Origin of the sequence: Acutalibacter sp. 1XD8-36 (assembly GCF_009917525.1) — a bacterium.
Lineage (GTDB): Bacteria > Bacillota > Clostridia > Oscillospirales > Acutalibacteraceae > Acutalibacter.
In genome coordinates this window covers 566,195-590,641 of sequence record NZ_QZDU01000001.1, presented here as the reverse complement: position 1 = coordinate 590,641, position 24,447 = coordinate 566,195, and the positions used below count along the sequence as shown (strand labels likewise).

At 54.3% G+C, this 24,447-nt stretch carries 21 protein-coding genes; 18 read left to right on the top strand and 3 right to left on the bottom strand.

Going from position 1 to position 24,447, the window contains the following annotated elements:
* The first annotated feature begins 10 nt into the window (after positions 1–10).
* The 3 genes from D5270_RS03195 to D5270_RS03185 are packed head-to-tail and all read left to right on the top strand — an operon-like array spanning position 11 to position 2,879.
* Positions 11–916 carry a sugar phosphate isomerase/epimerase family protein gene (locus tag D5270_RS03195; RefSeq protein ID WP_166542712.1) on the top strand — a complete coding sequence of 302 codons (906 nt, stop codon included), beginning with the start codon at positions 11–13 and terminating at the stop codon, positions 914–916.
* 23 nt (positions 917–939) lie between these two features.
* Positions 940–1,905: a D-2-hydroxyacid dehydrogenase gene (locus D5270_RS03190; RefSeq protein WP_166542711.1), complete on the top strand. Its 966-nt coding sequence runs from the start codon at positions 940–942 to the stop codon at positions 1,903–1,905.
* Positions 1,906–1,925: 20 nt separating this feature from the next.
* On the top strand, positions 1,926–2,879 hold the full coding sequence (locus tag D5270_RS03185) for a 2-hydroxyacid dehydrogenase (RefSeq protein ID WP_166542710.1): 954 nt from the start codon (positions 1,926–1,928) through the stop codon (positions 2,877–2,879).
* Between the two features lie 105 nt (positions 2,880–2,984).
* On the opposite strand, the gene D5270_RS03180 is transcribed toward D5270_RS03185, so the two are convergent.
* Positions 2,985–3,512 (bottom strand): nitroreductase family protein, encoded by a 528-nt coding sequence (locus D5270_RS03180; RefSeq protein WP_166542709.1) that lies wholly within the window; start codon positions 3,510–3,512, stop codon positions 2,985–2,987.
* A 105-nt stretch (positions 3,513–3,617) separates the two neighbouring features.
* On the opposite strand from D5270_RS03180, the gene D5270_RS03175 reads away from it, so the two are divergent.
* Positions 3,618–4,472: a phosphoglycerate kinase gene (locus tag D5270_RS03175; RefSeq protein ID WP_166542708.1), complete on the top strand. Its 855-nt coding sequence runs from the start codon at positions 3,618–3,620 to the stop codon at positions 4,470–4,472.
* 84 nt (positions 4,473–4,556) lie between these two features.
* Here D5270_RS03175 and bcp read toward each other — a convergent pair whose 3' ends face one another.
* Together bcp and yaaA are read right to left on the bottom strand one after the other, a co-directional pair.
* On the bottom strand, positions 4,557–5,012 hold the full coding sequence (gene bcp, locus D5270_RS03170) for a thioredoxin-dependent thiol peroxidase (protein ID WP_166542707.1): 456 nt from the start codon (positions 5,010–5,012) through the stop codon (positions 4,557–4,559).
* Position 5,013: 1 nt separating this feature from the next.
* The gene (yaaA, locus tag D5270_RS03165; protein ID WP_166542706.1) at positions 5,014–5,760 is read right to left on the bottom strand and encodes a peroxide stress protein YaaA; all 747 of its coding nucleotides are present in this window, start codon (positions 5,758–5,760) and stop codon (positions 5,014–5,016) included.
* Positions 5,761–5,932: 172 nt separating this feature from the next.
* Between yaaA and D5270_RS03160 the strand changes: the two genes are divergently transcribed.
* The 14 genes from D5270_RS03160 to D5270_RS03095 all read left to right on the top strand — a co-directional run bounded on the left by D5270_RS03160 (position 5,933) and on the right by D5270_RS03095 (position 24,401).
* Positions 5,933–6,547, top strand: coding sequence for a recombinase family protein (locus tag D5270_RS03160; RefSeq protein WP_166542775.1), 615 nt, complete (start codon positions 5,933–5,935; stop codon positions 6,545–6,547).
* 379 nt (positions 6,548–6,926) lie between these two features.
* Entirely contained in the window at positions 6,927–8,264 is a 1,338-nt protein-coding gene (locus D5270_RS03155) for an MSCRAMM family protein (protein WP_166542705.1), read from the top strand.
* A gap of 55 nt (positions 8,265–8,319) precedes the next feature.
* Positions 8,320–9,897 (top strand): SpaA isopeptide-forming pilin-related protein, encoded by a 1,578-nt coding sequence (locus tag D5270_RS03150; RefSeq protein WP_166542704.1) that lies wholly within the window; start codon positions 8,320–8,322, stop codon positions 9,895–9,897.
* Between the two features lie 235 nt (positions 9,898–10,132).
* On the top strand, positions 10,133–11,863 hold the full coding sequence (locus tag D5270_RS03145; protein WP_166542703.1) for a DUF4838 domain-containing protein: 1,731 nt from the start codon (positions 10,133–10,135) through the stop codon (positions 11,861–11,863).
* A gap of 29 nt (positions 11,864–11,892) precedes the next feature.
* Positions 11,893–13,626 (top strand): DUF4838 domain-containing protein, encoded by a 1,734-nt coding sequence (locus D5270_RS03140; protein WP_166542702.1) that lies wholly within the window; start codon positions 11,893–11,895, stop codon positions 13,624–13,626.
* 540 nt (positions 13,627–14,166) lie between these two features.
* Positions 14,167–15,864, top strand: coding sequence for an extracellular solute-binding protein (locus tag D5270_RS03135; RefSeq protein ID WP_166542701.1), 1,698 nt, complete (start codon positions 14,167–14,169; stop codon positions 15,862–15,864).
* 87 nt (positions 15,865–15,951) lie between these two features.
* Positions 15,952–17,697, top strand: a complete 1,746-nt coding sequence (locus D5270_RS03130; protein ID WP_166542700.1) for a DUF4838 domain-containing protein — start codon at positions 15,952–15,954, stop codon at positions 17,695–17,697.
* Between the two features lie 25 nt (positions 17,698–17,722).
* Positions 17,723–18,682, top strand: coding sequence for an ABC transporter permease (locus D5270_RS03125; protein ID WP_243150065.1), 960 nt, complete (start codon positions 17,723–17,725; stop codon positions 18,680–18,682).
* Between the two features lie 16 nt (positions 18,683–18,698).
* On the top strand, positions 18,699–19,616 hold the full coding sequence (locus tag D5270_RS03120) for a carbohydrate ABC transporter permease (RefSeq protein WP_161473598.1): 918 nt from the start codon (positions 18,699–18,701) through the stop codon (positions 19,614–19,616).
* 29 nt (positions 19,617–19,645) lie between these two features.
* Positions 19,646–20,365, top strand: a complete 720-nt coding sequence (locus D5270_RS03115; protein ID WP_161473597.1) for a GntR family transcriptional regulator — start codon at positions 19,646–19,648, stop codon at positions 20,363–20,365.
* A 41-nt stretch (positions 20,366–20,406) separates the two neighbouring features.
* Positions 20,407–21,459 (top strand): BadF/BadG/BcrA/BcrD ATPase family protein, encoded by a 1,053-nt coding sequence (locus tag D5270_RS03110; RefSeq protein WP_166542699.1) that lies wholly within the window; start codon positions 20,407–20,409, stop codon positions 21,457–21,459.
* A 36-nt stretch (positions 21,460–21,495) separates the two neighbouring features.
* The gene (locus tag D5270_RS03105) at positions 21,496–22,230 is read left to right on the top strand and encodes an SIS domain-containing protein (RefSeq protein ID WP_166542698.1); all 735 of its coding nucleotides are present in this window, start codon (positions 21,496–21,498) and stop codon (positions 22,228–22,230) included.
* A gap of 34 nt (positions 22,231–22,264) precedes the next feature.
* Complete coding sequence (locus D5270_RS03100) at positions 22,265–22,993, top strand: sugar isomerase domain-containing protein (protein ID WP_166542697.1); 729 nt, start codon at positions 22,265–22,267, stop codon at positions 22,991–22,993.
* Positions 22,994–23,036: 43 nt separating this feature from the next.
* Positions 23,037–24,401, top strand: coding sequence for an MFS transporter (locus D5270_RS03095; RefSeq protein WP_166542696.1), 1,365 nt, complete (start codon positions 23,037–23,039; stop codon positions 24,399–24,401).
* The last annotated feature ends 46 nt before the right edge of the window (positions 24,402–24,447 follow it).

Here is a 24,447-nt window from a genome sequence, read left to right as displayed (position 1 = left end):
GATACAGATTATGAACGAGCCGATATACAGCTATATGAAACTGGGGACTATTGCTTTCATGAGCTTTCCTGCTATAATGAATGGCGAGGGGCCGATTCTTGAAACTATCAAAAAATTAGCTGAAGACCCATATTTTACCGCTATCGAGTGCAGCTGGATTAAGGACCGGACGACCCGGGCAAAGGCGGCAAAGCTTCTTAAGGAAAGCGGTATGACCGTATGCTATGGCGCGCAGCCGAGGCTGCTGACTACGGGACTGAACATAAACGACCTGGATGAAAATGCCCGCCTGCAGGCGCTGGAGTCCTTGAAGGAGGGCATTTTAGAGGCGGAGGAGCTGGGGGCAAAGGGAATAGCCTTCCTCAGCGGCAAGTATGAGGAGGCAACTAAGGAGCAGTCCTATGAAGCCCTGGTGAAATCAACCAAGGAGCTGTGCCGCCTGGCCCGGGAGCGGGGAATGCAGGTGGAGCTGGAGGTGTTCGACTACGATGTGGACAAAAAGAGCCTTATGGGGCCGACCATGTACGCAAAGCAGTTTGCTCAGGAGATACGCCGGGAATACGACAATTTCGGCCTGCTCATAGACCTGTCACATTTCCCGCTGATACATGAGGAGATAGAGGAATCAATACTGCCGGTTAAGGACCTTATAACCCATGTGCATATCGGCAATGCCGTCATAGACCCGGCGCTGGAGGCCTACGGCGACGCTCATCCAAGGTTTGGGTTTCCGGGCAGTGTCAACGGTCAAGAGGAGCTGGTAAAATTCCTGCGCACTCTGCTGGAGACCGGCTTCCTGAATAAGGAAAAGCCGCCTGTGCTGAGCTTTGAGGTCAAACCCTGGAAGGACGAGGAGCCGGAAGTGGTGCTGACGGCGTGCAAGCGATTCCTGGATGAAGCCTGGCGGCTGGTGTGACTGCAAATTTAAGGAGAGATAATATGAAAATAGTTATTCTAGACGGTTATGCAGAGAACCCTGGCGACCTTAGCTGGCAGGGGTTTGGGGAGCTGGCGGGGCCGGAGGGCCTTACGGTGTACGACTATACCCCGGCAGATAAGATTCTTGCCCGGATGGAGGGAGCAGAAATAGTCCTCACCAATAAGACGCCGCTGACCGCGGAGACGATTGCCGCCTGCCCGGAGCTTAAATATATAGGCGTGCTGGCTACCGGCTATAATGTGGTAGACATAGCTGCGGCAAAGGCCCATGGGGTATCGGTCACCAATATCCCAACCTATGGAACCTCTGCCGTCGCCCAGTATACCATGGCGCTGCTGCTGGAGCTCTGCCATCATGTAGGAGCCCACAGCGACAGTGTGCTGCGGGGAGACTGGACAAAAAGCCGGGACTTCTGTTATTGGAACTTCCCGCTGATAGAGCTGGCGGGGAAGACTATGGGGCTGATTGGCTACGGGCGCATAGGCCAGGCGGTGGGTAGGCTTGCAAAGGCCTTTGGGATGGAGCTGCTGGTATATACCCAGCCTTGCCCCCAGAGTCATGAGCCCGGGACAGAGTTTGTAAGCCTTGAGGAACTGCTGGGCCGCTCGGACGTTGTCTCCCTGCACTGCCCGCTGTTCCCGGAGAATACCGGGATGATAAACAGCGGGAGACTGGGGCTGATGAAGAATGGGGCGTTCCTGCTGAACACCGCCAGGGGCCCGCTTATTGACGAGGCCGCCGTTGCAGAGGCTCTGAAAAGCGGCAGGCTGGGCGGCGCGGCTTTGGATGTGGTGAGCGTTGAACCAATAAGGGAGAGCAACCCGCTTCTTGGGGCGCCCAACTGCCTTATTACCCCGCATATAGCCTGGGCGGCGAAGGAGTCCAGGGCCAGGCTTATGGACATCGCCACTGAGAATCTGCGCGGATTTTTAAATGGCGAGCCGGTAAATATTGTAAATCCATAAATTTAACAGGAGGAATCATAATGAAAATCGTATTGGTGGAGCCCCTGGGCATTAACGCCGGGCTGCTGGAGAGGTACGCAGAGGAGATACGCGGGCTGGGCCATGAATTTATCTCCTATGGGGAGCGCCCAGAAAATACGGCGGAGCTCTGCGCCCGGGTAGAGGGGGCAGACGCGGTAATGGTGGCGAATCTACCGTTCCCAAGGGAGGCGGTGGAGGCCGGCAAGAATTTAAAGTACATTGATATCGCGTTTACCGGAGTTGACCATGTTGACATCGCAGCCTGCAGGGAAAAGGGGGTTTCCGTGTCGAACGCCTCAGGGTATTCGGACGTGGCGGTGGCCGAGCTGGCTTTCGGGCTTATGCTGGGGCTGTCGAGGAATATTGTCCCATGTAATCAGGCGGTGCGCAGGGCCGGTACAAAGGAGGGCCTGGTGGGCACCGAGCTGTTTGGGAAAACCCTGGGCGTGGTCGGCACCGGCAAAATAGGCTCCGCTGTCATACGCATAGCCCTGGCCTTTGGCATGAAAGTAATGGCCTTCAGCCGTACAGTAAAGCCGGAGCTGGAGGCCCTTGGGGTGCGCTTTGCGTCCCTTGAGGAGGTGATGGCCGGGAGCGATATCGTCACCCTGCACGTGCCGCAGAATGACTCTACAAACGGCATGATAAACCGGGAGATGATTGGCAGGATGAAGCCGGGAGCCATGCTGATTAACACCGCCCGGGGGCCCATAGTCGACAGCGAGGCCTTGGCCGAAGCCCTGCAGGACGGCAGGCTGTCGGGGGCAGGGGTGGACGTTTTCGAGACCGAGCCACCCATTCCCGAGGACCACCCCCTGGTAAAAGCACCCAACACCCTTTTGACCCCCCATGTGGCCTTCGCCACAGTTGAGGCGCTGGAGCGCCGCGCGGAGATTGTATTTGACAATCTGAAGGCTTGGCTTGAGGGAAGGGTGCTGAATAAAATCTGCTGAGACATACAGTTATAGAGAGGGGAATATTTACAGAGTGGAGGCCGTTATGCAAGTTGTGACAGGCTGCAAGCTGACAGCTATTGGGCATAAGCCTGCAAAAGGTCCTCACCACCTCTCAAAATGTACCCGCTCCTCCTCATATCCCCCTTTGGCAGGCAGCTCTCGCTGAGACTCCTCGGCATATCCAAAGGCAATTATAGAATGGGGCACGGCGCTCTCCGGCAGACCAAAAATCTTGCGCTGGGCGTCCATCTTCTCCTTTTGGGGCCAGGTGCCCAGCCAGACCGAGCCTATGCCGAGGCCGTGGGCGGCGAGTATCATGTTCTGCGCGGCGATGGAGCCGTCTATTACCCAGTAGTCCGGGGCGCGCTCGAATGTGCGGGACATATCGCCCAGCACCATAATGCCCAGGGCGGCGCCCTTCAGGGGCTGGGCGGCTGAACCGTTGCCGTCGGCCATCTGGCAGAGCTTGTCGCGGTCGCGCACCACAATGAAGCTCCAGGGGCGGGCGTTCACAGCACTGGGGCCGGACATGCCGGCAGCCAATATAGTGTGCAGGTCCTCGTCGCTGACAGGCTGGGAGGTGAACTTGCGCACGCTGCGCCTGCTGAAAATACCGTCAATTATGTTCATGTAGAAACACTCCTTTTTAAAGTATAAAATAACTTAGTTGTAAATTTATTGCTTTTCTCTCCTGCTTCTGATATAATGTACAAAACTCTGGAGGGAGCAAACTATATGGACAAGAAATTTCCCCGCACACAGGTTGAGAACATATCCTTATCCCGTATGCTTATCGGCACAAACTGGCTGCTGGGCTGGAGCCATACTAGCAGCTCCGCGGATGAGATGATAAAGCGGCGGTATGACAGCGCCCAGGCCTTCAAGCCCATCCTGGAGGCATATCTGCGCCACGGGGTGGACAGTATCATGGCCCCCTTCGGCCTGTCGCCGGAGCTCACCCGGGCTGTTAAGGAGACAGAGCAGCATATGGGGCAGGAGATTATCATGATTGACACGCCCACGCTGGATGTGACGGATTCGGCGGAGGCCAGGAGAAAGTCTGAGCGGCTGGTGAAGGATTCCGCGAAGCGCGGGGCGAGGCTCTGCCTGATACACCACTCTGCGGCGGAGCAGCTTGTAAACAAAAATCTGGGGCAGATTGTCCGGCTGGACGACTATACAGGTATGATACGTGATGCAGGCATGGTGCCAGGGCTCTCGGCCCATATGCCGGAGCTGGTGGTCTACTCCGACCAGAACGGCTATGACGTGCAGACCTATATCCAGATTTTCAACTGCATGGGCTTTCTGATGCAGGTGGAGATAGAGGCTGTGGCCTCAATCATCAATAACGCCAAAAAGCCTGTTATGACCATCAAGTCCATGGCTGCGGGCTGCTGCTCCCCCTATGTGGGGCTCACCTTCTCCTGGAACGCCATAAAGCCCCGGGATATGGTGACGGTAGGAGCCTTCACACCAGACGAGGCCGAGGAGGATATTGAGATATCCCTCGCCGCTATAGAGCACCGCTTCCCGGATTTGGAGAAGCGCGGCAGCCCAAATGAAGAACAGGCGGCCTTTGGAAAGTAAGGGCCTGGAAAAGAGCTCCCCGGAAACTATACGGTTTCCGGGGAGCTCTTTCTGTCCGGAAATCACAGGGAGTTCAGGCATAGCTCATTTTAAATACTCCAGAATCTCCGCGGCGTTGGTGTCCGGCTTCACCTTGGGCATAACCTTCTCGATAACTCCGCTCTCGTCTATAACAAAGGTAGAGCGTACCACGCCCATGCTCACCTTGCCATAGTTCTTCTTCTCCTGCCAGACGCCGTAGGCCTCGATAGCGGAGCGCTCCGGGTCTGAGAGCAGGATAAAGGGCAGGCTGTTTTTCTCAGCGAATTTCTGGTGGGAGGCAACTGAATCCTTGCTCACTCCAATCACCACAGCTCCCAACCGCCCGAACTCCTCATAGGCCCCCGCGAAGGCGCAGGCCTGCCTGGTGCAGCCGGGGGTGTTGTCTCTGGGATAGAAATAGAGCACTACCTTTTTACCAAGAAAATCCTTCAGCGAGACCATATTGCCGTCCTTGTCCGGCAGGGTAAACTCCGGGGCCTTCATTCCAACTTCCAGCATTTTATTTTCCTCCTTTGATAAATACATATAGATTATTATTTGACAGCTTTGGGTCAAATTTATAGCCAAGGTCAGAAAACGAGGTGATATCTCCCGGGCTGTCAATTTCGTTTTCAGCCAGCCACCGCACCATCTGCCCCCGGGCCATCTTGCACATTGTGCCCTTCTCCACTACCTTCCCGCCCACGGACTCGCCGAATACGCAGGTCAAAACCATACTCTCGGGAAGGTAAGCCGTGACCGCCCGGCTGTACTCCTTGGACGCAAGGTTCAGCACCAGGCCGGTCTCCTTGGCAAGCTGCCCCGCCAAAAGGCCGCCCCAGAAAGCATATAGGTCCTTGGCGCCGTCCACCTCAAGCTTTGCCTGCATTTCCAGCCGGTATGGGGTAACGCCGTCAAAGGGGCGCAGCAGCCCGTAAAAACCTGAAAGTATCCTGAGATGGTCCCTAAGGTACTGAAGCTGCCGGGAGTTCATCACGCCGGGTGCCATATAGCGGTACTGTATACCCTCGTATGACAGGACAGCCGGGGTGAGGCCCCGCCGCAGGTCCATGCTTTTCAGGCGCTCAATATTCAGCTCGGCAATGCTGTCACTGCACTTCCAGAGGGCTTGGAGCTCCCGGGGCGTCATGGAGCAAAGGGCTGCCAGCAGGCGCCCGGTTTGGGGCAGGAACTGGGGCAGGCCGTCAACAGGCAGGCTATCCGTGTCCACGTTCATTTTCTTGGCGGGGGAAATGATAATCTTCATGGAGAGCAACACTCCGTTTTTATAGATTATACCACAGTCCGGCTTAAATTAAAAGCCCAATCGTTGCCGGAGAATAACAAAACGGTGAGGCTATTCTGTATCAAAAAGGCCTTTCTTAATATAAAATGGAAAAATGCAGGCCATTTTATCACAAGGAAGGAGACTTTTGACCATGAAAGAGTACGGCTACATACGCGTGTCCAGCACGGACCAGAACGGAGACCGCCAGCGGAGAGCCCTGAACGAAAGGGGCGTATCGCCGCAGAACATCTTCACCGACAAGCAGTCCGGCAAGGACTTTAACAGGCCGAATTATATCCGCCTGGTGAAGAGGCTGCGGGAGGGGGATTTGCTCTATGTTATGAGTATTGACAGGCTCGGGCGCAACTATGGGGAGATACAGGAGCAGTGGAGGATTTTGACCAAGGAGAAAGAGGTTGACATCTGCGTTATGGACATGCCCCTGCTGGACACCCGGACGGCAAAGGACCTGATAGGTACCTTCATAGCCGATATGGTGCTGCAGCTGCTCTCATTTGTGGCGGAGAACGAGCGGGTAAATATCAGGAAGCGGCAGGAGCAGGGAATCGCCGCGGCAAAGGCAAGGGGAGTGAGGTTCGGCAGGCCGGGGAAGCCGGTGCCGGGGAACTTCGGGGAGATAGTGCGCAAGTGGGAGGTGAAGGAACTTGACTTTGGCGAGGTGCTCAGGCTCTGTGATATGAGCGACGCGACATTTTACAGGCGGCTCAGGGAGCTGCGCCGGAGAGACAGCGCTAAAAAAGATTAAAACCCACTGTCAAAAACTATACCTTTTGACAGTGGGTTTTACCGAACTAAGTTTACCATACTCTCGTTTAAAATGCAAGTCTTTTTTGGATACATATATATGGAAATTTGCAGTTTTACCCAAACGCTCAATTAAGCACCATGTAATATCAAAAGGTATACTTTTTTGTCAGCTTAATGATTTGAAAGAACCATTCAGCAAAATGCGGCGATTTTTTGAAAAAAATTTTCGCTTAGTTCTTGCATAGCATTGCTTTTCATCAAAAGAAATGTTAAGTTATATAGAAAGATGTAATGTTATATGTTCTTTATAATGTGCATGAATTATTATGTGTATATAGATATTCGGCCAGACGTTCTATTTTTGGAGGTGGTGCAGTATGCGGGAAACTGTAGCAGAGGCATTCCAAATCTTAGCTGGGTTTCTTATAGCTTTTTGTATCGCCTCCTGGCTGATTCTCGGCGGCGGTCCGGCAGCCCGGGCAGCGGACGGTCCCGAGAGGGTCGGGGTGAGGACAGAGAGGATAACCGGCGCAGAGTATGACAGAGCGTACGGCAGCGCCAAGGAGAGCTTAGGCAAAGATGAACAGTGGAGCTATGCAAAGCTCATTGACTACTGCCTGGTGGATAGGACTACCGGAGAGGCAGTAACGCTGGACAGGCCCATTGAGGTGGACATAACCCCAAAGCAGCCGGATATTACCCCGAGAGTAATAGAATTTACAGCCGGGGAGCTCCGGGAGGTGCCTGTCAAACAGAACATAGATGGCGGCTGGTCTTTCTCCATAGGCGACTCCACAAGGCTTTTGATAGTGGGAAAGAGCGAGGCAGCTTTCGTACCCGCCCCGGACGCCGCGGAGCTTCCCGAATTGCAGGAGGGTTTTGCCCGGCTGGAGATAAAAAAGACAATCAGCGGCGTGCAGGATATGGACGCGGTGCTGGAGAACGTGAAATTTACTGTTGCCGGAGCCGGAGGTCAGGAGAGGGAGGTCACAGGCGGGGAGTTTACCGGCGCCCTGGTAGGCGAGAAGGAATGGCAGGGGATATGGTATATGGACGTGCCAGCCGAAAGCCGTGCCGGGAATGCCTATACTGTTACTGAGGACACAAGTGCCGCAGATATCGGCGGCTACCGCAGGACAAGCTATGTGGGCAGGGTCAGCGAGAAGGACGCGGGCTCTGCCAGTGCGGAGGTAATGCTGGTGGACAACGACACGGCCTCAGTGAGCTTCAGCAGCGAGTATGAGAGCAGCAGGAACCTGAAGATACGTAAGGTGAATACCGACGGCAGAGCCTTGCCCGGGGTTCAGCTGAGCGTAGGCCTAGCAGGTCAGGGCCAGACTGTTTTCACAAATAAAAACGGCGAGGCCGATATCGGGACCATAGAATACGGCGAGCTATACATATTGACAGAAACTGACAGCCTTCCGGGGTTTATGCCCCTTGGGGAGAGTGTGCGGTTTAGAATATGTCCGGAAGGGGATGTTTCCTTCTTTGACGGGGAGGGCCGCCCTGCGGAGCACAGCGACCGGTATAGGCTGGTGAGCGCTGGTGCTCCGGGGGACGGCGGAGATGTTGTGCTGACGGTGAAAAGCCTGCCGGAATACCGTATGCCAAAGACAGGAGGCTCACTGCCGGTACTGTACTGCGCCGCCGCGCTGCTGTTGGCCGGGGCAGGAGGCTATCTCTGCTGCCGGCGAAGGAAAAGGCCGGACTGAGGACGCTATAAACAAAATTTAAAGGGGGTTCGACATGAGGAGTTTGAGTAGACTTTTGGCAGTACTGTTGGCATTGGGGTTAATTATGGGGTTATGTGTGCCGGCGTTTGCGGGGGAAGACAATGCGCAGACCGGGACAGTTACGATTGATAACGCAAAGAATGGTGATATATACAAGCTATATTTGCTGGCGAGTAAGGCGGGCGACCAGTATGTGCCTGTTGAGGGATGGGGCTTAACATTTGACGGCGCGAAGGTTTTATACAATGGTACTGAAATTACAGAAGCAAATGTAGTTGATACCGCAAAAAATTTACTTGGGTTAGCAAATGACAAAGATACGGAATATGTGGCAGAAGGCAGCGGAAGAAAAGCCGAGTTTTCTAACGTACCCTATGGCTACTACCTCGTAGATTACGGCAACGGCATGAGCGGGCTTTTTGAGCTGAACGCGGAGTCAATGGTCCTTGAGATGAAGCGAAACACGGAGCCAACGCTTGAGAAGAAGATTGTCGTTGAGCGGGATGGCAAAGAGGAGAGGGTTGACTATACTACGGTCGATATTGGGGATATTGTGAAGTTTGAGGTTACGGCTATTTTGCCGGACGACCCTGAGTGGTGGAATGAAAAAGGAGACTATTACTGGTCTTACACATGTCTTCTTGAAGACCAGGTCTCAGACGGCCTGCAGCAAAACAAGGATGTTGCGGTAATGATAGATGGAGAAAAATATGTGAAGGCTGGGGAAACAGAAGGCTATGTCGGAAATATACAAACTGTAGCAAATACAGTTCATGTAATATATGATAACGAAAAGCATTTTGCAGTAAGATTTGGGTCGGAGAAAGAAAATGGGCGAGGAGGGGGAACGCTTGAGTTCTTGCTGGCCCACCCGGGAGCGGAGGTTACTCTTACCTACTCCGCTACCGTGATACAAAAAGCAGCGCAGACACCGAATGAGTTTAATAATGTTAAGTTGCAATATCGGGAGTACGGAAACTATATTGAAGATGAAGTTTATATCTACGATTTTACAATAGTTGTAGATAAATATGACAGTTCAAATCACGAGCAGCTGTCCGGCGCAAAATTTGCTCTCAGGAACAGTGAAGGGGACTATTATTGGACTGATGGCAAAAGCGATGGAAGCTATCACGTAGGGGACCGTGTTGAGTGGATTAAGGCTGATTTTGACCCTGGAACAGGGGAGTTTTCAAACTACGGAGAAAAGCCCCCATCTGTGTGGACTACAGACCATAATAACTGGAAAGGAAACCTCACTTTTGGTGGTATTAATATTGGCAAGTATGAGCTGATTGAGGTAGCGGCTCCTAAAGACTATAATAAGCTGGAAAAACCTATCGGCATTGAAATCAAGGTTAATGATGACAAAGACGAAGCACAGGTGAAGTTTATAGCAATAGTTGACGGAAAAGTGGTTGATATATCGGCTAATGGCATTCCTTGGGCCGACGATTGGAAGCCACTTAATTTTACTGTTGGAGTCGCCAACAGCAAGGGCACCATCCTCCCCTCCACCGGCGGCATGGGCACCACCCTGTTCTATATAGGCGGCGGTGTGCTGGTGATAGGAGCGGCGTCGTTCATACTGTTCAGAAAGCGCGGGGGATAAGCGCTGGCGTGCATGTTTTTAACATGCCGGCATATACTTAACATTGAGTACAAGACTTTCTCATATCTAAACGGGCAAGGGCCGCGCGGTGCGCGGTCTTTGTTCTTGGCTTTAAAAAAATTTTTTAAAATCGGCTTGACATGGGAGCCGGGAAATAGTATCCTTAGGGCTAACAGATACCCTTTCTCCCTCAGCGGTCCCCCCAGGATAACTGAAAACAGAAAGGATAATTGATATGACAAGGATTTTTCAAAACGGAGAGACAATCCGTATAAAAACCGCCGGCGCCCCATCACCCCAGGAGAAATTTGCCGCAGAGGAGCTTTGCGCCTATCTTGAGCGCATGACCTCCACGGCAGTGGAACAGTGCGACGAGAGCTATGAGGGCCCGGTGATAGCCATAGGCGGCGTATGCGGGGAGTACGGTGTGCCGGTACCCGAGGGCGACGACGCCTTTACCCTGAAGACGGTGGGGGAGAGCCTGTGTATCACCGGCGGCAAGCGCGGGGTGATATACGGCGTGTACGAGCTCCTGGAGCGCCTGGGCTGCCGGTTCTTCACCGCTACCTGCGAGAAGGTGCCCTTTGTGGACGAACTCACCATCGGGGACCTGGACGAGACCCAGCGCCCGGACTTTATCTACCGGGAGCACGCCTACTATGAGCACAGGCAGTATTCGCGGTTTGCTCTGAAATCCCGGCTCAACGGGGCAAACCACCCAATCAGGGACGAGTGGGGCGGGCACATCAGATACTCATGGTTCGTGCACAGCTTCCAGAATATTATCTCCCCCGAGGAGTACGGCGAGAGCCACCCGGAGTATTTCGCCATGGACGAAAACGGCGAGCGGGTGCTCACCCGGGACAAGAACCAGCTCTGCCTTTCAAACCCCGAGATACTGCCCATTGCAATCGAGGCCGTGCGCAGGAATCTCTTGGAGCACCCCGAGGCCGAGATAATCTCAATCTCACAAAATGACTGGCGCCTGGACTGCCAGTGCCCGGAGTGCCGCAGGATAAACGAGGCGGACGGCGCTTCCTCAGGGACGCTGATACGCTTCGTAAACGCCATAGCCGAAGCCCTGGAGCAGGAGTTCCCCCATGTGACCTTCGACACCCTGGCCTACCAGTATACCCGCAGCGCCCCGACTGTCAGGCCCAGGCATAATGTGGCGGTGCGCCTCTGCTCCATTGAGTGCTGCTTCGCCCACCCCTTCGAAAACTGCTGCCGGGATTCCAACACCACCTTTGTCCGGGACCTGCGGGACTGGCATAAGACCGGGGCCCAGCTCTATATCTGGGACTATGTCACCTGCTTCAACTACTATCCCACGCCCCATCCCAACTGGCGCAGCCTCCAGCCCAATATGCGTCTCTTCAGGGAGAACGGCGTTAAAGGTATCTTCGAGCAGGGCTGCTGTGCCCAGCGGGGCTCCACGGACCTGAACGAGCTGAGGGCCTATGTGCTCACAAAGCTTATGTGGAACGCCGACGCGGATGTAGATAAGCTAATAGAGGAGTTTACCGACTACTATTACGGCGCGGCCGGAAAGTACATCCGGGAGTATATAAACTTAGTCTGCGATACTGCCGTAAAAGAGGGCGACCATACCGGCTTCAACGACAAGCCGCTGCATAAGTATCTTGAAAAGGAGCACCTTACACAGTACGACGGGCTGTTCATAAAGGCCATAGACGCGGTGCGTGAGGACACAATACGCCGGTACAGGGTGGAGAAGGCCAGGCTCTCCATACGCTATATGCGCTTCTACCGGGACTTCTTCGAGAATGGCGAGGCGGACCGCCGGGAGCTCCACGACCTGTTTGATGAATGGGAGGCCTTCGGGCTGGGCCGAATGGAGGAGGACGCCGACCGCACCACCACCCGCAAGGCGCTGCTGAGAGGCAAGCCCATCGGCATCAACCTCTACTGGCACTGGACCTTTGAGGGGCCGGAAATATTATAAAAATAACTTTCAACGAGAGGGAATTCTCTATGAAGACAAATATATTTTTAAACGGCGAGACCATCCGCGTGAAGCTCCTTGACGACGCGGCTCCACAGGAAAAATTTGCCGCCGGGGAGCTCTGTGCCTATCTGGAGCGAATGACCTCCACGGCGGTGGAGCAGTGCGGCGGCAGCTATGAGGGCCCGGTGATAGCCATAGGCAGCGCCTGTGAAAAGTACGGCGTGCCGAAGCCTGAGGGCGCGGACAGCTTTACTTTAAAAACGGTGGGGGAGAGCCTGTGTATTACCGGCGGCAAGCGCGGGGTGATATACGGCGTGTACGAGGTGCTGGAGCGCCTGGGCTGCCGGTTCTTCACAGCTGACTGTGAAAAGGTGCCCTTTGCAGAGGAACTGGTATTGGACGAGCTGGACGAGACCCAGAGCCCATGTTTTATCTACCGGGAGCACAACTATTATGAGCCCGCCCAGTATACCCGCTTCGCGGTGAAATCCCGGCTGAACGGTATGCACCATCAGATAAGCGGGAACATGGGCGGCAATATTAAATACTCCTGGTATGTGCACACCTTCGAGAAGCTAGTCTCCCCAAAAGAGTATGGTGAGAGCCACCCGGAGTATTTCGCTATGGACGAAAATGGCGTGAGGGTGCTGACTCCGGAGAAAAACCAGCTCTGCCTCTCAAACCCTGAGATACTGCCCATTGCAATCGAGGCCGTGCGCAGGAATCTTTTGGAGCACCCAGAGGCTGAGATAGTGTCCGTGTCCCAAAATGACTGGCTCCTGGACTGCCAGTGCCCCGAGTGCCGCAGGATAAACGAGGCGGACGGCTCTTCCTCAGGGACGCTGATACGCTTTGTGAACGCCATAGCCGAGGCCCTGGAGCCGGAGTTCCCCCATGTGACCTTCGACACTCTGGCGTATCAGCATACCCGCAGTGCCTGCACGGTGAAGCCCCGGCACAACGTCTGCGTCCGCCTCTGCTCCATCGAATGCTGCTTTGCCCACTCCTTTGAGGAGTGCACGGAGCCGGAGAATGTGAAGTTTGTGAAGGATATCCAGGACTGGCATAAGACCGGGGCCCAGCTCTATATCTGGGACTATACCACCTGCTTCAACTACTATCCCACGCCCCATCCCAACTGGAGGAGCCTTAAGCCCAATATGCGGCTCTTCAGGGACAACGGTGCAAAGGGTGTGTTCGAGCAGGCCTGCGGGGCAAAGAAGGGCTCCACAGACCTGAACGAGCTGAGGGCCTATGTGCTCTCAAAGCTCCTATGGAACGCCGACGCGGATGTGGATAAGCTGATTGAGGAGTTTACCGACTGCTACTACGGCGCTGGCGGCAGGTATATCCGGGAGTATATCACCCTTCTCTGTGACACCGTGCGCAGGGAGGGGGACCACGTGGGCTTCAACGACAAGCCAACACATGGGTACCTGCAGGAGAAGTATCTTGTGCAGTATGAGGAGCTGTTCAATAAAGCGAAGGAGGCCGTCCGGGAGGACGTGGTGCGGCTCTGGCGCGTGGAGAAAGCCGCGCTGTCCATACGCTACGTCCGGCTTATGAGGAATTTCATTGAGAAGGGCGAGCTGCCACGTGAGGAGCTTAACAGCTTCTTCGGAGACTGGGAGAGCTTCGGGCTCAGCCGCATGGAGGAGTGGTGCAGCCGTGACACCACCAGGCGGGCCCTTTTAAGGGGCGAATCGGTGGGGGCTATGCTCTATGAGCACTGGACCGAGGAGGGCCCTGAGATACTTTAAGAGCTCAATAAAAGTGAAATAAATGTGCAAAGAGCCTGCGTGCGCAATAAGCGCATGCAGGCTCTTTTTGCGCAGTGTGCCAAGTTTAGGGTGGAAAACAGGCAATATTTTTTGTTTTGTGACGACATTTTGCTCAAAACTCAGGACAAAACAACTAAATTTGTTGTCGAAACTTTGGTTGTTATGTAGAAGATTGTTTTGAAAGAAATTTTCAGCTTGACAATGAGACTTTAGCGTATTATAATCATGAAAAAGGAGCAAGAGTATATTGTTATAACAATCTATTGGAATGTTAGATACAATATTCTGCATTGGAATTAAAGCCGGAAATGAGGAGAGACGCATAATATTATGCGTACAGGTTTTTCCAGGAAGGAAAAACCATGGAAGGCTGTTCCGATGTGTCGGGGAAAGGGTCCTGGGGGGACTACGACGCTCCTATCTTATCTTAGAGGGAAAGGACTGAATGCCAGAAACTTATGAATGCTCGACGAAGAAACGAAAACCAAGGGAACTTAAGCGAATCTAGGAGGCTTATCAATGAAAATGAAAAAATTTGCAGCGCTGTTTCTGGCACTAATCCTGGTGCTTACCACCTTCGCAGCCTGCGGCGGCGACAACAATAGCTCCACCTCCAGCAAGACCGAGGAGAGCTCAAAGACCGAGGAAAGCTCCACCGGCGGCGACAGCAGCGCGGAAGACGGCGACACCAACACTGGTGACATCACCTGGGACACCGCCGACCTGAGCTGGAAGAAGAATACCGACCCTGTTACAATGACCTGCTACATCGACTTCGACTGGTATGCTTATGATACATGGGGCAACGACGATGTTTCTCAGCTTATCACCGAGGAGACCGGCGTGACTCTGGACGTAACCAAGTCTTCAGACCTAAACCAGCTGCAGGTGCTGCTGGCTGCCGGCGAACTGCCTGACCTTATCTTTACCACAAACCAGGTGACCCGCTTTATGGACCCCGACCAGTGCTACCCCTATGACGAGCTTATCAACGAGTATTGCCCCGAGTTCATGAAGCTTATTGACCCAGTTGAACTTGTCAACAATACTCAGGACGACGGACACTTCTATACTCTCCGCTCTCATTACAGCAGCGCTTCTGACTTTGCTGACCCCCGCTGGGTTCCGTCTCCTGGTGACTCCGGACTGTACCTGCGCACCGACCTCTTAGAGGATATGGGAAAGGAAATGCCCACAAGTATTGAGGAGTTTAAAGAAATTTTGGACGCGGCCCAGGAGAAGTATCCCGACCTCGCCACCTACATGCCCCATCCCACATGGGCAAACCCCCTGTGCGAGTTCTACGGCTTCACATCTCCCACCGCCATCAGCTATGAGGACGACAAGGCTTTCATCGGCCTTTCAGACCCCGGCTTCAAGGGTTGGCTGCAGTTTATGAACAGTCTGGTGCAGGACGGCCTTATGAGCGTTGAGGCCTATACCTACGAGCCCGAGCAGTTCTTCCAGATAGTACGCAGCGGCGGCGTGTTCTCCGCTTCCTACAACACAAATCTGGCCTCTGATACAAACAAAAATTACTACGATGCCAATAATATTGATGCCCACCTTGAGCCTGTTGTAGCTGCCCTGACTCATGACGGCGTCGACGAATATGCGCCTCTTGATGCCGCTACCGGCTGGGCCTACTTCTTCATAAGCAAGAACTGCAAGACCCCCGACCGTGCTATTAACTTTGTTGAGTACCTCAAGAGCCCCTACGGTGACCATCTGACCCAGTGGGGCATAGAGGGCAAGCACTATGACCTGAACGAGGACGGCCTGCTGGTTCGCACCGATTACTACCTTGACAAGGTTGAAGCTGGCGAAGCCAATACTCTGGGCGTAGGCCCCTGGTACTTTATGGCCTCCGGCCTCGGCGAAGCAGTTTCTGTAAGCTCCGGCACTCTGGCATATCCTGAGTACGCCACCAGCGACATCAACCTGCTGAAGTTCCGCAAGGAACATTATGTCCGCCAGCCCGCTCTGGCCTTTACCACCCCGGCTGCTGATACCGATGAGTTTATCATTAGGACCAAACTCATTGAGCTGTGGAACAACTCCCAGGTCGGCCTGTACTCCGCCGCCGACTTTGAGAGCGCGTATAATGAGTTTGTTGCCAACTGCGAGCAGATAGGCATAAGCAAGCTGAATGACTTCTACACCGAGAAGTTCCAGGGTGCACTGAAGAAGTACGAGGATGCCGGCATTACTTTCTAAAGGACAGTTAAGAAGATAAAGCTAACGGAAGTCCCCGCCTTGAAATATTTTGCGAGGCGGGGGTTTCCCTATTTTGAGGAGAGAATTATGAGCGAAAAAACAATGCTCTCAAAGCACGGCAGCACGGAGTTCCGCATAGTCGTCGCCCGCGACGCCATCCCCGCCGAGCGCCACGCCGCCGAGGAGCTGAAGCGCTTCCTGGAGGAGATAACCGGCGCGGACTACCCCATCTATTTTGACGATGAGCCGTCCTGTGAGACCGAGCTCCTGGTGGGCGGCAGCGCCCGTGTAAGTGAGCTTGGATGCGGCATAGATATACCGTCTCTGGGACAGGAGGGCTTCACAATAAAGACCGTGGGCAAGCGCCTTGTTATAGCCGGCGGCAGGCCCAGGGGCACGCTGTACGGCGTGTACACCTTCCTTGAGAATTACCTCGGCTGCCGGTGGTTTACCAAGAAGGTCAGCCGCATACCAAAGCGCTGCTGTGTGGAGCTGCCGGTTATTGAGAACGACACCCAGGTGCCGAAGCTTGAGTACCGGGACCCCTTCTGTGCAGGGAATATGGATTCGGACTGGCATGTGCGCAACAAGTCCAACAGCACTATGCTCGAGGTGGGGGATACACACGGCTATAAGATGGAGTATTTCCCCTTCGTGCACACCTTCGACCAGCTGGTGCCTGTAGCTGAGTATTACGACTCCCACCCGGAGTATTTCGCCCTGGTGGACGGAAAGCGCCTTAAGGAGCGCACACAGCTCTGCCTCACAAACCCGGAGGTCTTGGAGATAGCCATAGCCCGGGTGCGCCAGTGGCTGAAGGAGCACCCAAAGGCGCAGATAGTGTCCGTCTCCCAAAACGACTGCTTTGACCCCTGCCAGTGCGACGCCTGTAAAGCTATTGACGAGAGGGAGGGCAGCCACGCGGGCAGCCTGATTGAGTTTGTTAATAAAGTGGCTGAGGCCATTGAGCCGGACTATCCCGATGTAATAATAGACACCCTGGCCTATACCTACACCCGCAAGGCTCCCAAATACATCCGGCCCCGGCATAATGTAGCCGTGCGGCTGTGCTCCATTGAGTGCTGCTTTGCCCATCCCCTGTCAGAATGCGACCATGTAGCTTCATTTGCCTCACGCTCCTGGGCCAGGGACGGCTTTGCCAACGACCTGAAGGAGTGGGCCAAGGTCTGCGACAGGCTGCATATCTGGGACTATACCACAAATTTTGCCCACTACCTGAACCCATTCCCGGACTTCAAGGTGCTGGCCCCCAATATTAGGTTTTTCATAGAAAACCACGTCACCGGTATCTTTGAGGAGGGCAACGCCTGCCGGGGAAGGAACGGCGAGCTCAACGAGCTGCGCCAGTATGTTGAGGCAAAGCTTCTCTGGGACCCGGAGCTTGACACCGATACTCTTGTAAACGAGTTTATCTCCGGCGTCTATGGAATGGCGGCGGCGCCTATGAGGGAGTATTACGACCTGATGCACGCCCAGGTTGCGGATAAAGACGTACATATGGGCATTTATGACACACCCCACAGCCCTTACCTGAGCCTGGACTTTATAGAGAAAGCGGACAGGCTTTTTGACCGGGCCGAAATGCTGGCGGACGATAAAAATGTGCTGGAGGAGGTAAGGCTGGCACGGCTCTCTATCCGCTACTTAAAGCTCACCCATATCCCCGTTGAGGACCCGGGGAGGGCCGCGCTGGTGGAGGAGTTTGCAGAGGACCTTAAAAAGTTCGGCTTCACTGAGATTCGGGAGGGTATGCCACTGGAGGAGTCCATCGACATACTGCGCCGGGGCGAGCTGAAGCTGGTGAACACCTGATAAATTGTAATAAGGAGGTGCCCCATTGGCAACGAAAGTCAAAAAAGCTCCCAGCGGCGGCTGGAAGCGGTTTAAATCACAATTCACCCTGCAGGTTTTTGCTTGGATGGGGGTGGCGTTCCTTCTCGTGTTCTGCTTTGTGCCCATGTTCGGCATTATCATAGCCTTTAAGGACTATAAGCTGACCCAGGGCATTCTGGGCTTCTTCACCAGCGACTGGGTGGGGCTCAAATGGTTTTCAGAGTTCTACCACGACCTGGTGTTCTGGCCCACTATCCGCAACACCATATCCATGAGCCTGTTGAAGCTGGTATTTACCTTCCCTGTGCCTATTATATTTGCCCTGGCTGTCAATGAGGTACGCATAAGCCCGGTAAAGCGCACGGTGCAGACTATCAGCTATCTGCCCCACTTCATCTCCTGGGTGGTAGTCTCGGGTATGCTCTTCTCATTCCTGAACGAGCAGAATGGCCTTTTAAACCAGGCGCTTCTGGGGATGGGGGTTATCGACAAGCCCATTTCGTTCCTGTCCGGACCCCAGTATTTCCTGCCGATAGTCGTCATAAGCGATATCTGGAAGGAGATGGGCTGGTGGGCGATAATCTTCCTGGCGGCTATAACCAGTGTCGACCTGTCCATGTACGAAGCGGCAAAGGTGGACGGTGCCGGAAGGCTAAAGCAGATATGGCATATCACCCTGCCCAGCATTAAGGGCACCATAGTTATAGTGCTTATCATGTCAATCGGCAACCTGTTCGGCGGCGGCATAAGCGGCTCAAACTTCGACCAGGCCTATATGCTTGGAAACGTGGCGAACAACAGCGTCTCGGAGATACTCCAGACCTACACCCTGAAGATGGGCCTCTCCCAGGGGCGCTTCTCCTACGCCACGGCAATCAGCCTTATGCAGTCAATAATCTCACTTATCCTGGTGTCAAGCAGCAACTGGGTTTCCAACAAGCTGACCGGCACCGGACTATTCTAAGGAAGGAGGGGACACAATGAGCGCAAAAAATATCAATAAGATACGCAAAACTAAGGAAGACTGGGCAGTGGATATCGTGGTATATATTATCATGGCTGTAGTGTTCCTCGCGTGCCTGTATCCCTTCTATTACTCCCTGGTGATTTCCTTCAACGAGGGCATTGACGCCTCCCGGGGCGGCATATTCTTCTGGCCCAGGAAGTTCACCCTGGAAAACTATCAGGCAGTGTTTAAAGACGAAAATCTCCTGAAGGCCTACGGAGTCACCATCTCCCGCACCCTTATAGGCACGGTGTCCAGCGTACTGTTCACGGCCCTTTTCTCCTACGCCCTGGCCCATAAGAACCTGATGGGCCGCAGGTTTTACTCCATGCTCCTGATAATCTCCATGTACTTCGGCGGCGGGCTTATTCCATACTTCATCCTGATAAAGAAGATATATCTGATGAACACCTTCTGGGTATACATAATCCCAAGCCTTTTAAGCGCATTTAATGCAATTATTATGATGAACTTCTTCCGGGAGCTTCCCGCAGAGCTTGAGGAGTCGGCCAAGATAGACGGCGCAAACGATGTGATGATATTCTTCAGGATAATCTTCCCAATCTCAAAGCCGGTGCTTGCGACCATAGCCCTTTTCAACGGCGTGGGCCACTGGAACGCATGGTTTGACTCTGCCTATTATGTGACAGATAAGAGCCTTAAAACAGTCGCCTTCAGGCTGATGGAGCTTGTAAACCAGGCAAACCTTACATCGGTATCAGGCGCAGACGCCATGTCCCAGCGGGCCGGCACCATGGCAGCCCAGACCTTTACGGCGGAGACAATACGCATGGCTACAATGATAGTGGTCGTGGTGCCTATCATACTGGTATATCCTTTCTTACAGAAATACTTTGTGAAGGGTATAATGATAGGCTCAGTCAAGGGCTAACCAAAGGCTAAAAGTTTGGAGGCGGGAAGATGGAATCTGCACCTAAGTACCAGCTTATTTATCAGCACTATGTAAAGAAAATTGAATCCGGGGAGCTCAAGGACGGCGAACGGCTCCCCACAGAGGAGGAGCTCTGCCTTCTGTTTGATGCCAGCCGCACCACCGTGCGCAACGCCCTGAAGGAGCTGGCCTATAGAGGGTATATTGTGAAGAAGCACAGCAAGGGCTCATTTGTGAGGAGCGGAGAGGCCTCCATGTCCCTGGACAGCTTGCAGGGGTTCACCGACGAGATGACAAGACGTGGCCTTAAAACAAGCTCCAAACTCCTGCGGGCGGATATGGAGAGCGCGGACCCATTGGTATCGGCAAAGCTCAATATAGCCGAGCTCTCAAAGGTCTTTGTGGTACAGCGCCTGAGGATGGTGGAGGAGAAGCCCATGGCTATTGAGACTGTCCACCTGCCCTTCTTCCGCTGTCCGGACCTTCTGGACCACGACCTCACCGGCTCCCTCTACAGCATACTTGAGAAGGAGTACGGCCTGCGCACCCAGCAGGCAAAGCAGGCGCTGGAAGCCTCCCTTGCCGTGCATGGCGAGGCGGAGCTTCTGGGGATAGAGCCCGGCGCGCCGGTGCTGCGCATAGACCGCACCACCTATTTTGCCGACGCCAGCCCCATGGAGTACTGCAACTCCGTGTATAGGGGGGATAAATACAAATTCTATGTCACGCTGAATAACCTGAACAAATAGCGCATGGAATGATAACGAGATGATGACTGGAGGAGTTTTGTTTGGAGACCAAGCTTTACCTCAGTGTGGACGGCGGCGGCACCAAGCTCCATACACTGCTGTTTGACTCAGAGCTGCGGCCGGTGGGCTCCGGCGTCAGCGGGGCAATCAACCCTAATTTCGTGCCCATGGATTTAGTTGAGCAGCATATGCTGGACAGTATCGACCAGGCCCTGGGCTCGGCAAAGGGGCAGACGGGAGTGGAGATAGAGGACGTCTGGATTTCCATGCCCGGCCCCACGGACCTATATGAGGACCTTCTGCGCCAGCGCTGCCATGTGGGAGCCTTTAACAGGCTCTCCGAGGGGGAGACAGCCATATACAGCGCGGGCCTCTCCACCGGTATGCTGGTGCTCTGCGGCACCGGGGCCACCCTGTTCTATGTTAAGGACGGCAGGGCGGCGCTCTATCAGGGGGGCTGGGGGAGCCCCTTCGGCGACGAGGGCAGCGGCGCGGATATAGGCTGCATGGCAATAAAGGCCGCCCTGCGCTCCTATGACGGCTGGGGGCCGAAGACCATGCTGGAGCCCGGCCTATGTGATTTCTTCGGCTGCAGGACCATACGCGAGACCATGGCGGCGTTCTGGCAGAAGAAGGACACAAGGGGCACCATCGCCAGCGTCTGCCGCCTGGTAGGGGAGTGCGCAAAGCGGGGGGACCATACCGCCCGCAGCATACTTACAGAGGCCGGGAGAAAGGCTGCTGAACAGGCCATGGCCTTTATGCACAGGGAGTGCCTGCCTATAGAGGGCCCGGTAGTCCTGGCGGGAGGGGCCTGGAAGAGCGGGGAGATAATGCTCACCTCCTTTGTCAACACCATGGCTATGAGATACCCAATGGCTGAGATAATCCCCTCGGCCTTCGACCCGGTCATAGGCCCGGTGGCCAAGATGGCTATGGGAGAGGGCGAGGGGAGGCTCTCAGAGAAGGCTTTCGCAAGGCTGCGCTCACTGTACCCTGAGTACCAGGCCAAGTGGCCCGTATTGCCCAAGGCCCCATGCTCTCCTATGCCCGAGGGCGTGGGGAAGCTCTACGAGATAGTAAGAGAAAGATAATACATTTTAAGTGAACGTACCGAAAGGAGCGTCCCAATGAAAACGGAATACTTTGACGAAATCCACAGAATACTTCGTCAGGTGGAGGACACACAGTCCGAGACTATGGACCTGCTGGCTGAAAAACTGGCAGAGGCCATAAGGGCCCACAAAAACATCTACGCATTTGGCTGCAGCCACGCAGGGATTTTAGCCGAGGAGCTTTTCTACCGCACCGGGGGCCTGGCTGTAATAAACCCAATCCTGCCGCCGGGGCTGACCCTCACTGTGCGCCCTGTCACCATGACGAGCCAGATAGAGCGGCTGGAGGGCTATGGCAGGCTAATTATTGAAAACTCGGGCATAGGGGAGGGGGATGTGCTCATAGTCCACTCGGTGTCCGGGCGCAATCCTGTCCCGGTTGAGGCGGCGCTGGCTGCCAGGGAGAAGGGGGCCTTCGTGGCGGCGCTGACTAACCTGGTATACTCAAAGTCCGTGACCTCCAGGTCGGCCTGCGGCAAGCGGCTGTTTGAGGTGTGTGACATCACCATAGACAACTGCGGTGAGGTAGGCGACGCGGTCTGCGCCATTGAGGGTATGCCGGAGAAGGTTGCGGCTTCGTCCACAGCCGTGGGCGCGGCAATACTCAACGCTATAGTGGCCGACACGGTAGAGCGGCTGGTAAAGTCCGGCATAGTGCCCCCGGTGTTCATGAGCGCCAATGTTGAAGGCGGCGACAGCCATAACGATGCCATGCTGAAGGAATACAGGGACAATATCAAGTACATGTAATCTGATAATTATTATAAAATTGGAGGGAATCATCATGCTTATAGACCGTTACGCAGAGGCCATGCTGGGCAAGCTGAACGAGGTGCTGGATACCCAGAGAAAGAATATTGAGGACGCCGCAGAGATAATTGTGAATGCCGTTGAGAAGGGCAAAAACGTGCATGTATACGACAGCGGGCATATTGTCAACAGCGAGCTTATAAACCGCGCGGGGGGCCTTGCCCTCCTGAAGGCCCTGAAATACACCTTTACCGTTGAAGACCCGGTGCGCGAAATAGACAGGGAGGGCAACGAGCCCTCAATCCTGGGCATAGGAAAGATAGTTATGAGCCATTCCAAGGCCGCCCCCGGTGATGTGTTGGTAATGGGCTCTGTCTCCGGAAAGGCTCCGAACTTAGTGGACATCGCCCTGGCTGCAAAGGAGATGGGGCTGACCCTTATAGTTATAACCTCCATGCAGTATTCAGGGGCGGTTGAGGCGGAGCACCCCTGCGGCAAGAAGATATACGAGCTGGCTGACCTCGTGATAGACAACTGCGCCCCCAAGGGAGACGCCATGCTGGAGGTGGAGGGGGCCACCAACAAGTTCGGCCCGGCCTCAGGCCTCAGCGCCGCCTTCGCCATGTGGTGCGTCTCCGCAGAGGTCATCGACCGCATGATAGCCAGAGGCATGGAGCCCACGCTGTTCCGCAGCATAAACTTCCCCGGCGGCTGGGATGACTACTACAAGATGTGTGACAAGTATAATGAAACCGGCAAGTAGGCCAAATTGGGGTAATTAAACCACATATATAAGTATATAATATATGAAGCTTATCGCACGCGTTCAGAGCGCCGGGCTGAACGTCCTCTCGGGGGCATATCTTATGGGCCCGGATAGGGACTCCGTGTCACGCAGATGGATTTTTGTCCAGGCGCTCTGCTATAACGCCATATATAATGTGCTCAACGGCACATACCTTACAGGGTTTCTGCTGTCCTTCGGGGCCAGTGCCAACGACGTAAATTTGGCTGTAACGCTGCTGTCCCTATGCAACATGATTCAGCTGATATCCCCGCTGTTCACCGAACGGCTCTCATCTAGCAAGAGGCTGCTGACAGCCCTGCGGGGCCTGGCCCATGGTATAAATATAGTGCTGCTGCCTGCATTGGCAATGTCCGGTATGCCCGAGGAGTGGCTGCTTCCGGTAGTGCTGTTGCTTATAAGCATAAGCCAGAGCCTGTACGCATTTGTGAGCCCCGGAATGGGGACCTGGCATATGCGCAGCATTCCTGAGGATATGCGCCTGGGCTTTTACAGCTTCTTCAATGTTATAAACATCGTCTCGGTATTTGTAATGCTGTTCCTGGCGGGAGTCTTCGCGGACTTTCTCACCGGGCTTGCAGGCAGATGGGCGGTGCCGATTTTAAGGGTGTCAATGGGCCTGTTTGCCATAATTGACATACTGGCCCTCAGAAGGATACACGAGTACCCGCCGGTTCCTGAGCCCCCAAAGAGCCTTGGCTCCTTTGTAAAGGAGATGGTACAGTGCATAAGGCACTGTCCGTCATACGGCAGGATAATTGCCTGCACTTCCCTGTGGAGCTTCTCGGCAAACCTGCCCAGCCAGTACTATAACGCCTACCTTCTGGAAGACCTTCACATGAGCTTTACATTTATAAGCTTCGTGGGCATGTTCAACGCCGTGGCGGTTATAGTGTTCACCCCGTTTTGGAAGCGGCTCATACAGCGGCAGGGCCTGAGAAACGGACTGTTCTTCTCAATCTTCCTCTATGCCCCCTATGCCATGGGGCTGGCCCTTACAGGCGAGGGCACCCAGTGGCTGTACCCGGTGTCGGTGATATACAGCCTGGTGCTGTATGTGGGCATAACCCTGAGCTTCGCCATAGCCCCATACGAGGGACTGCCCGAGGAGCGGCGCACGGTGTATCTGGCGCTGTACAACGCCTTCTGCGCCATGTTCAGCCTATTGGGCGTGCTGGCAGGGAGGGTGGTGTTTACCCTAACCAGCGGCCTTGGGCCAATCATGCTTTGGGGCCGTGAGATAGCCCCTGCAAGGGTGCTTGTGGCTGTATACAGTATCGCCCTGTTCCTGACAGCCTTCTCCTGCCGCGTACTTTTAACGGAGCCCAAAAGCAGACAGCCTGAGATAGAGACAGTAAAGACATAATTATAAGCCTCCGGTTTACCGCCGGAGACTTTTCTATATATTATAT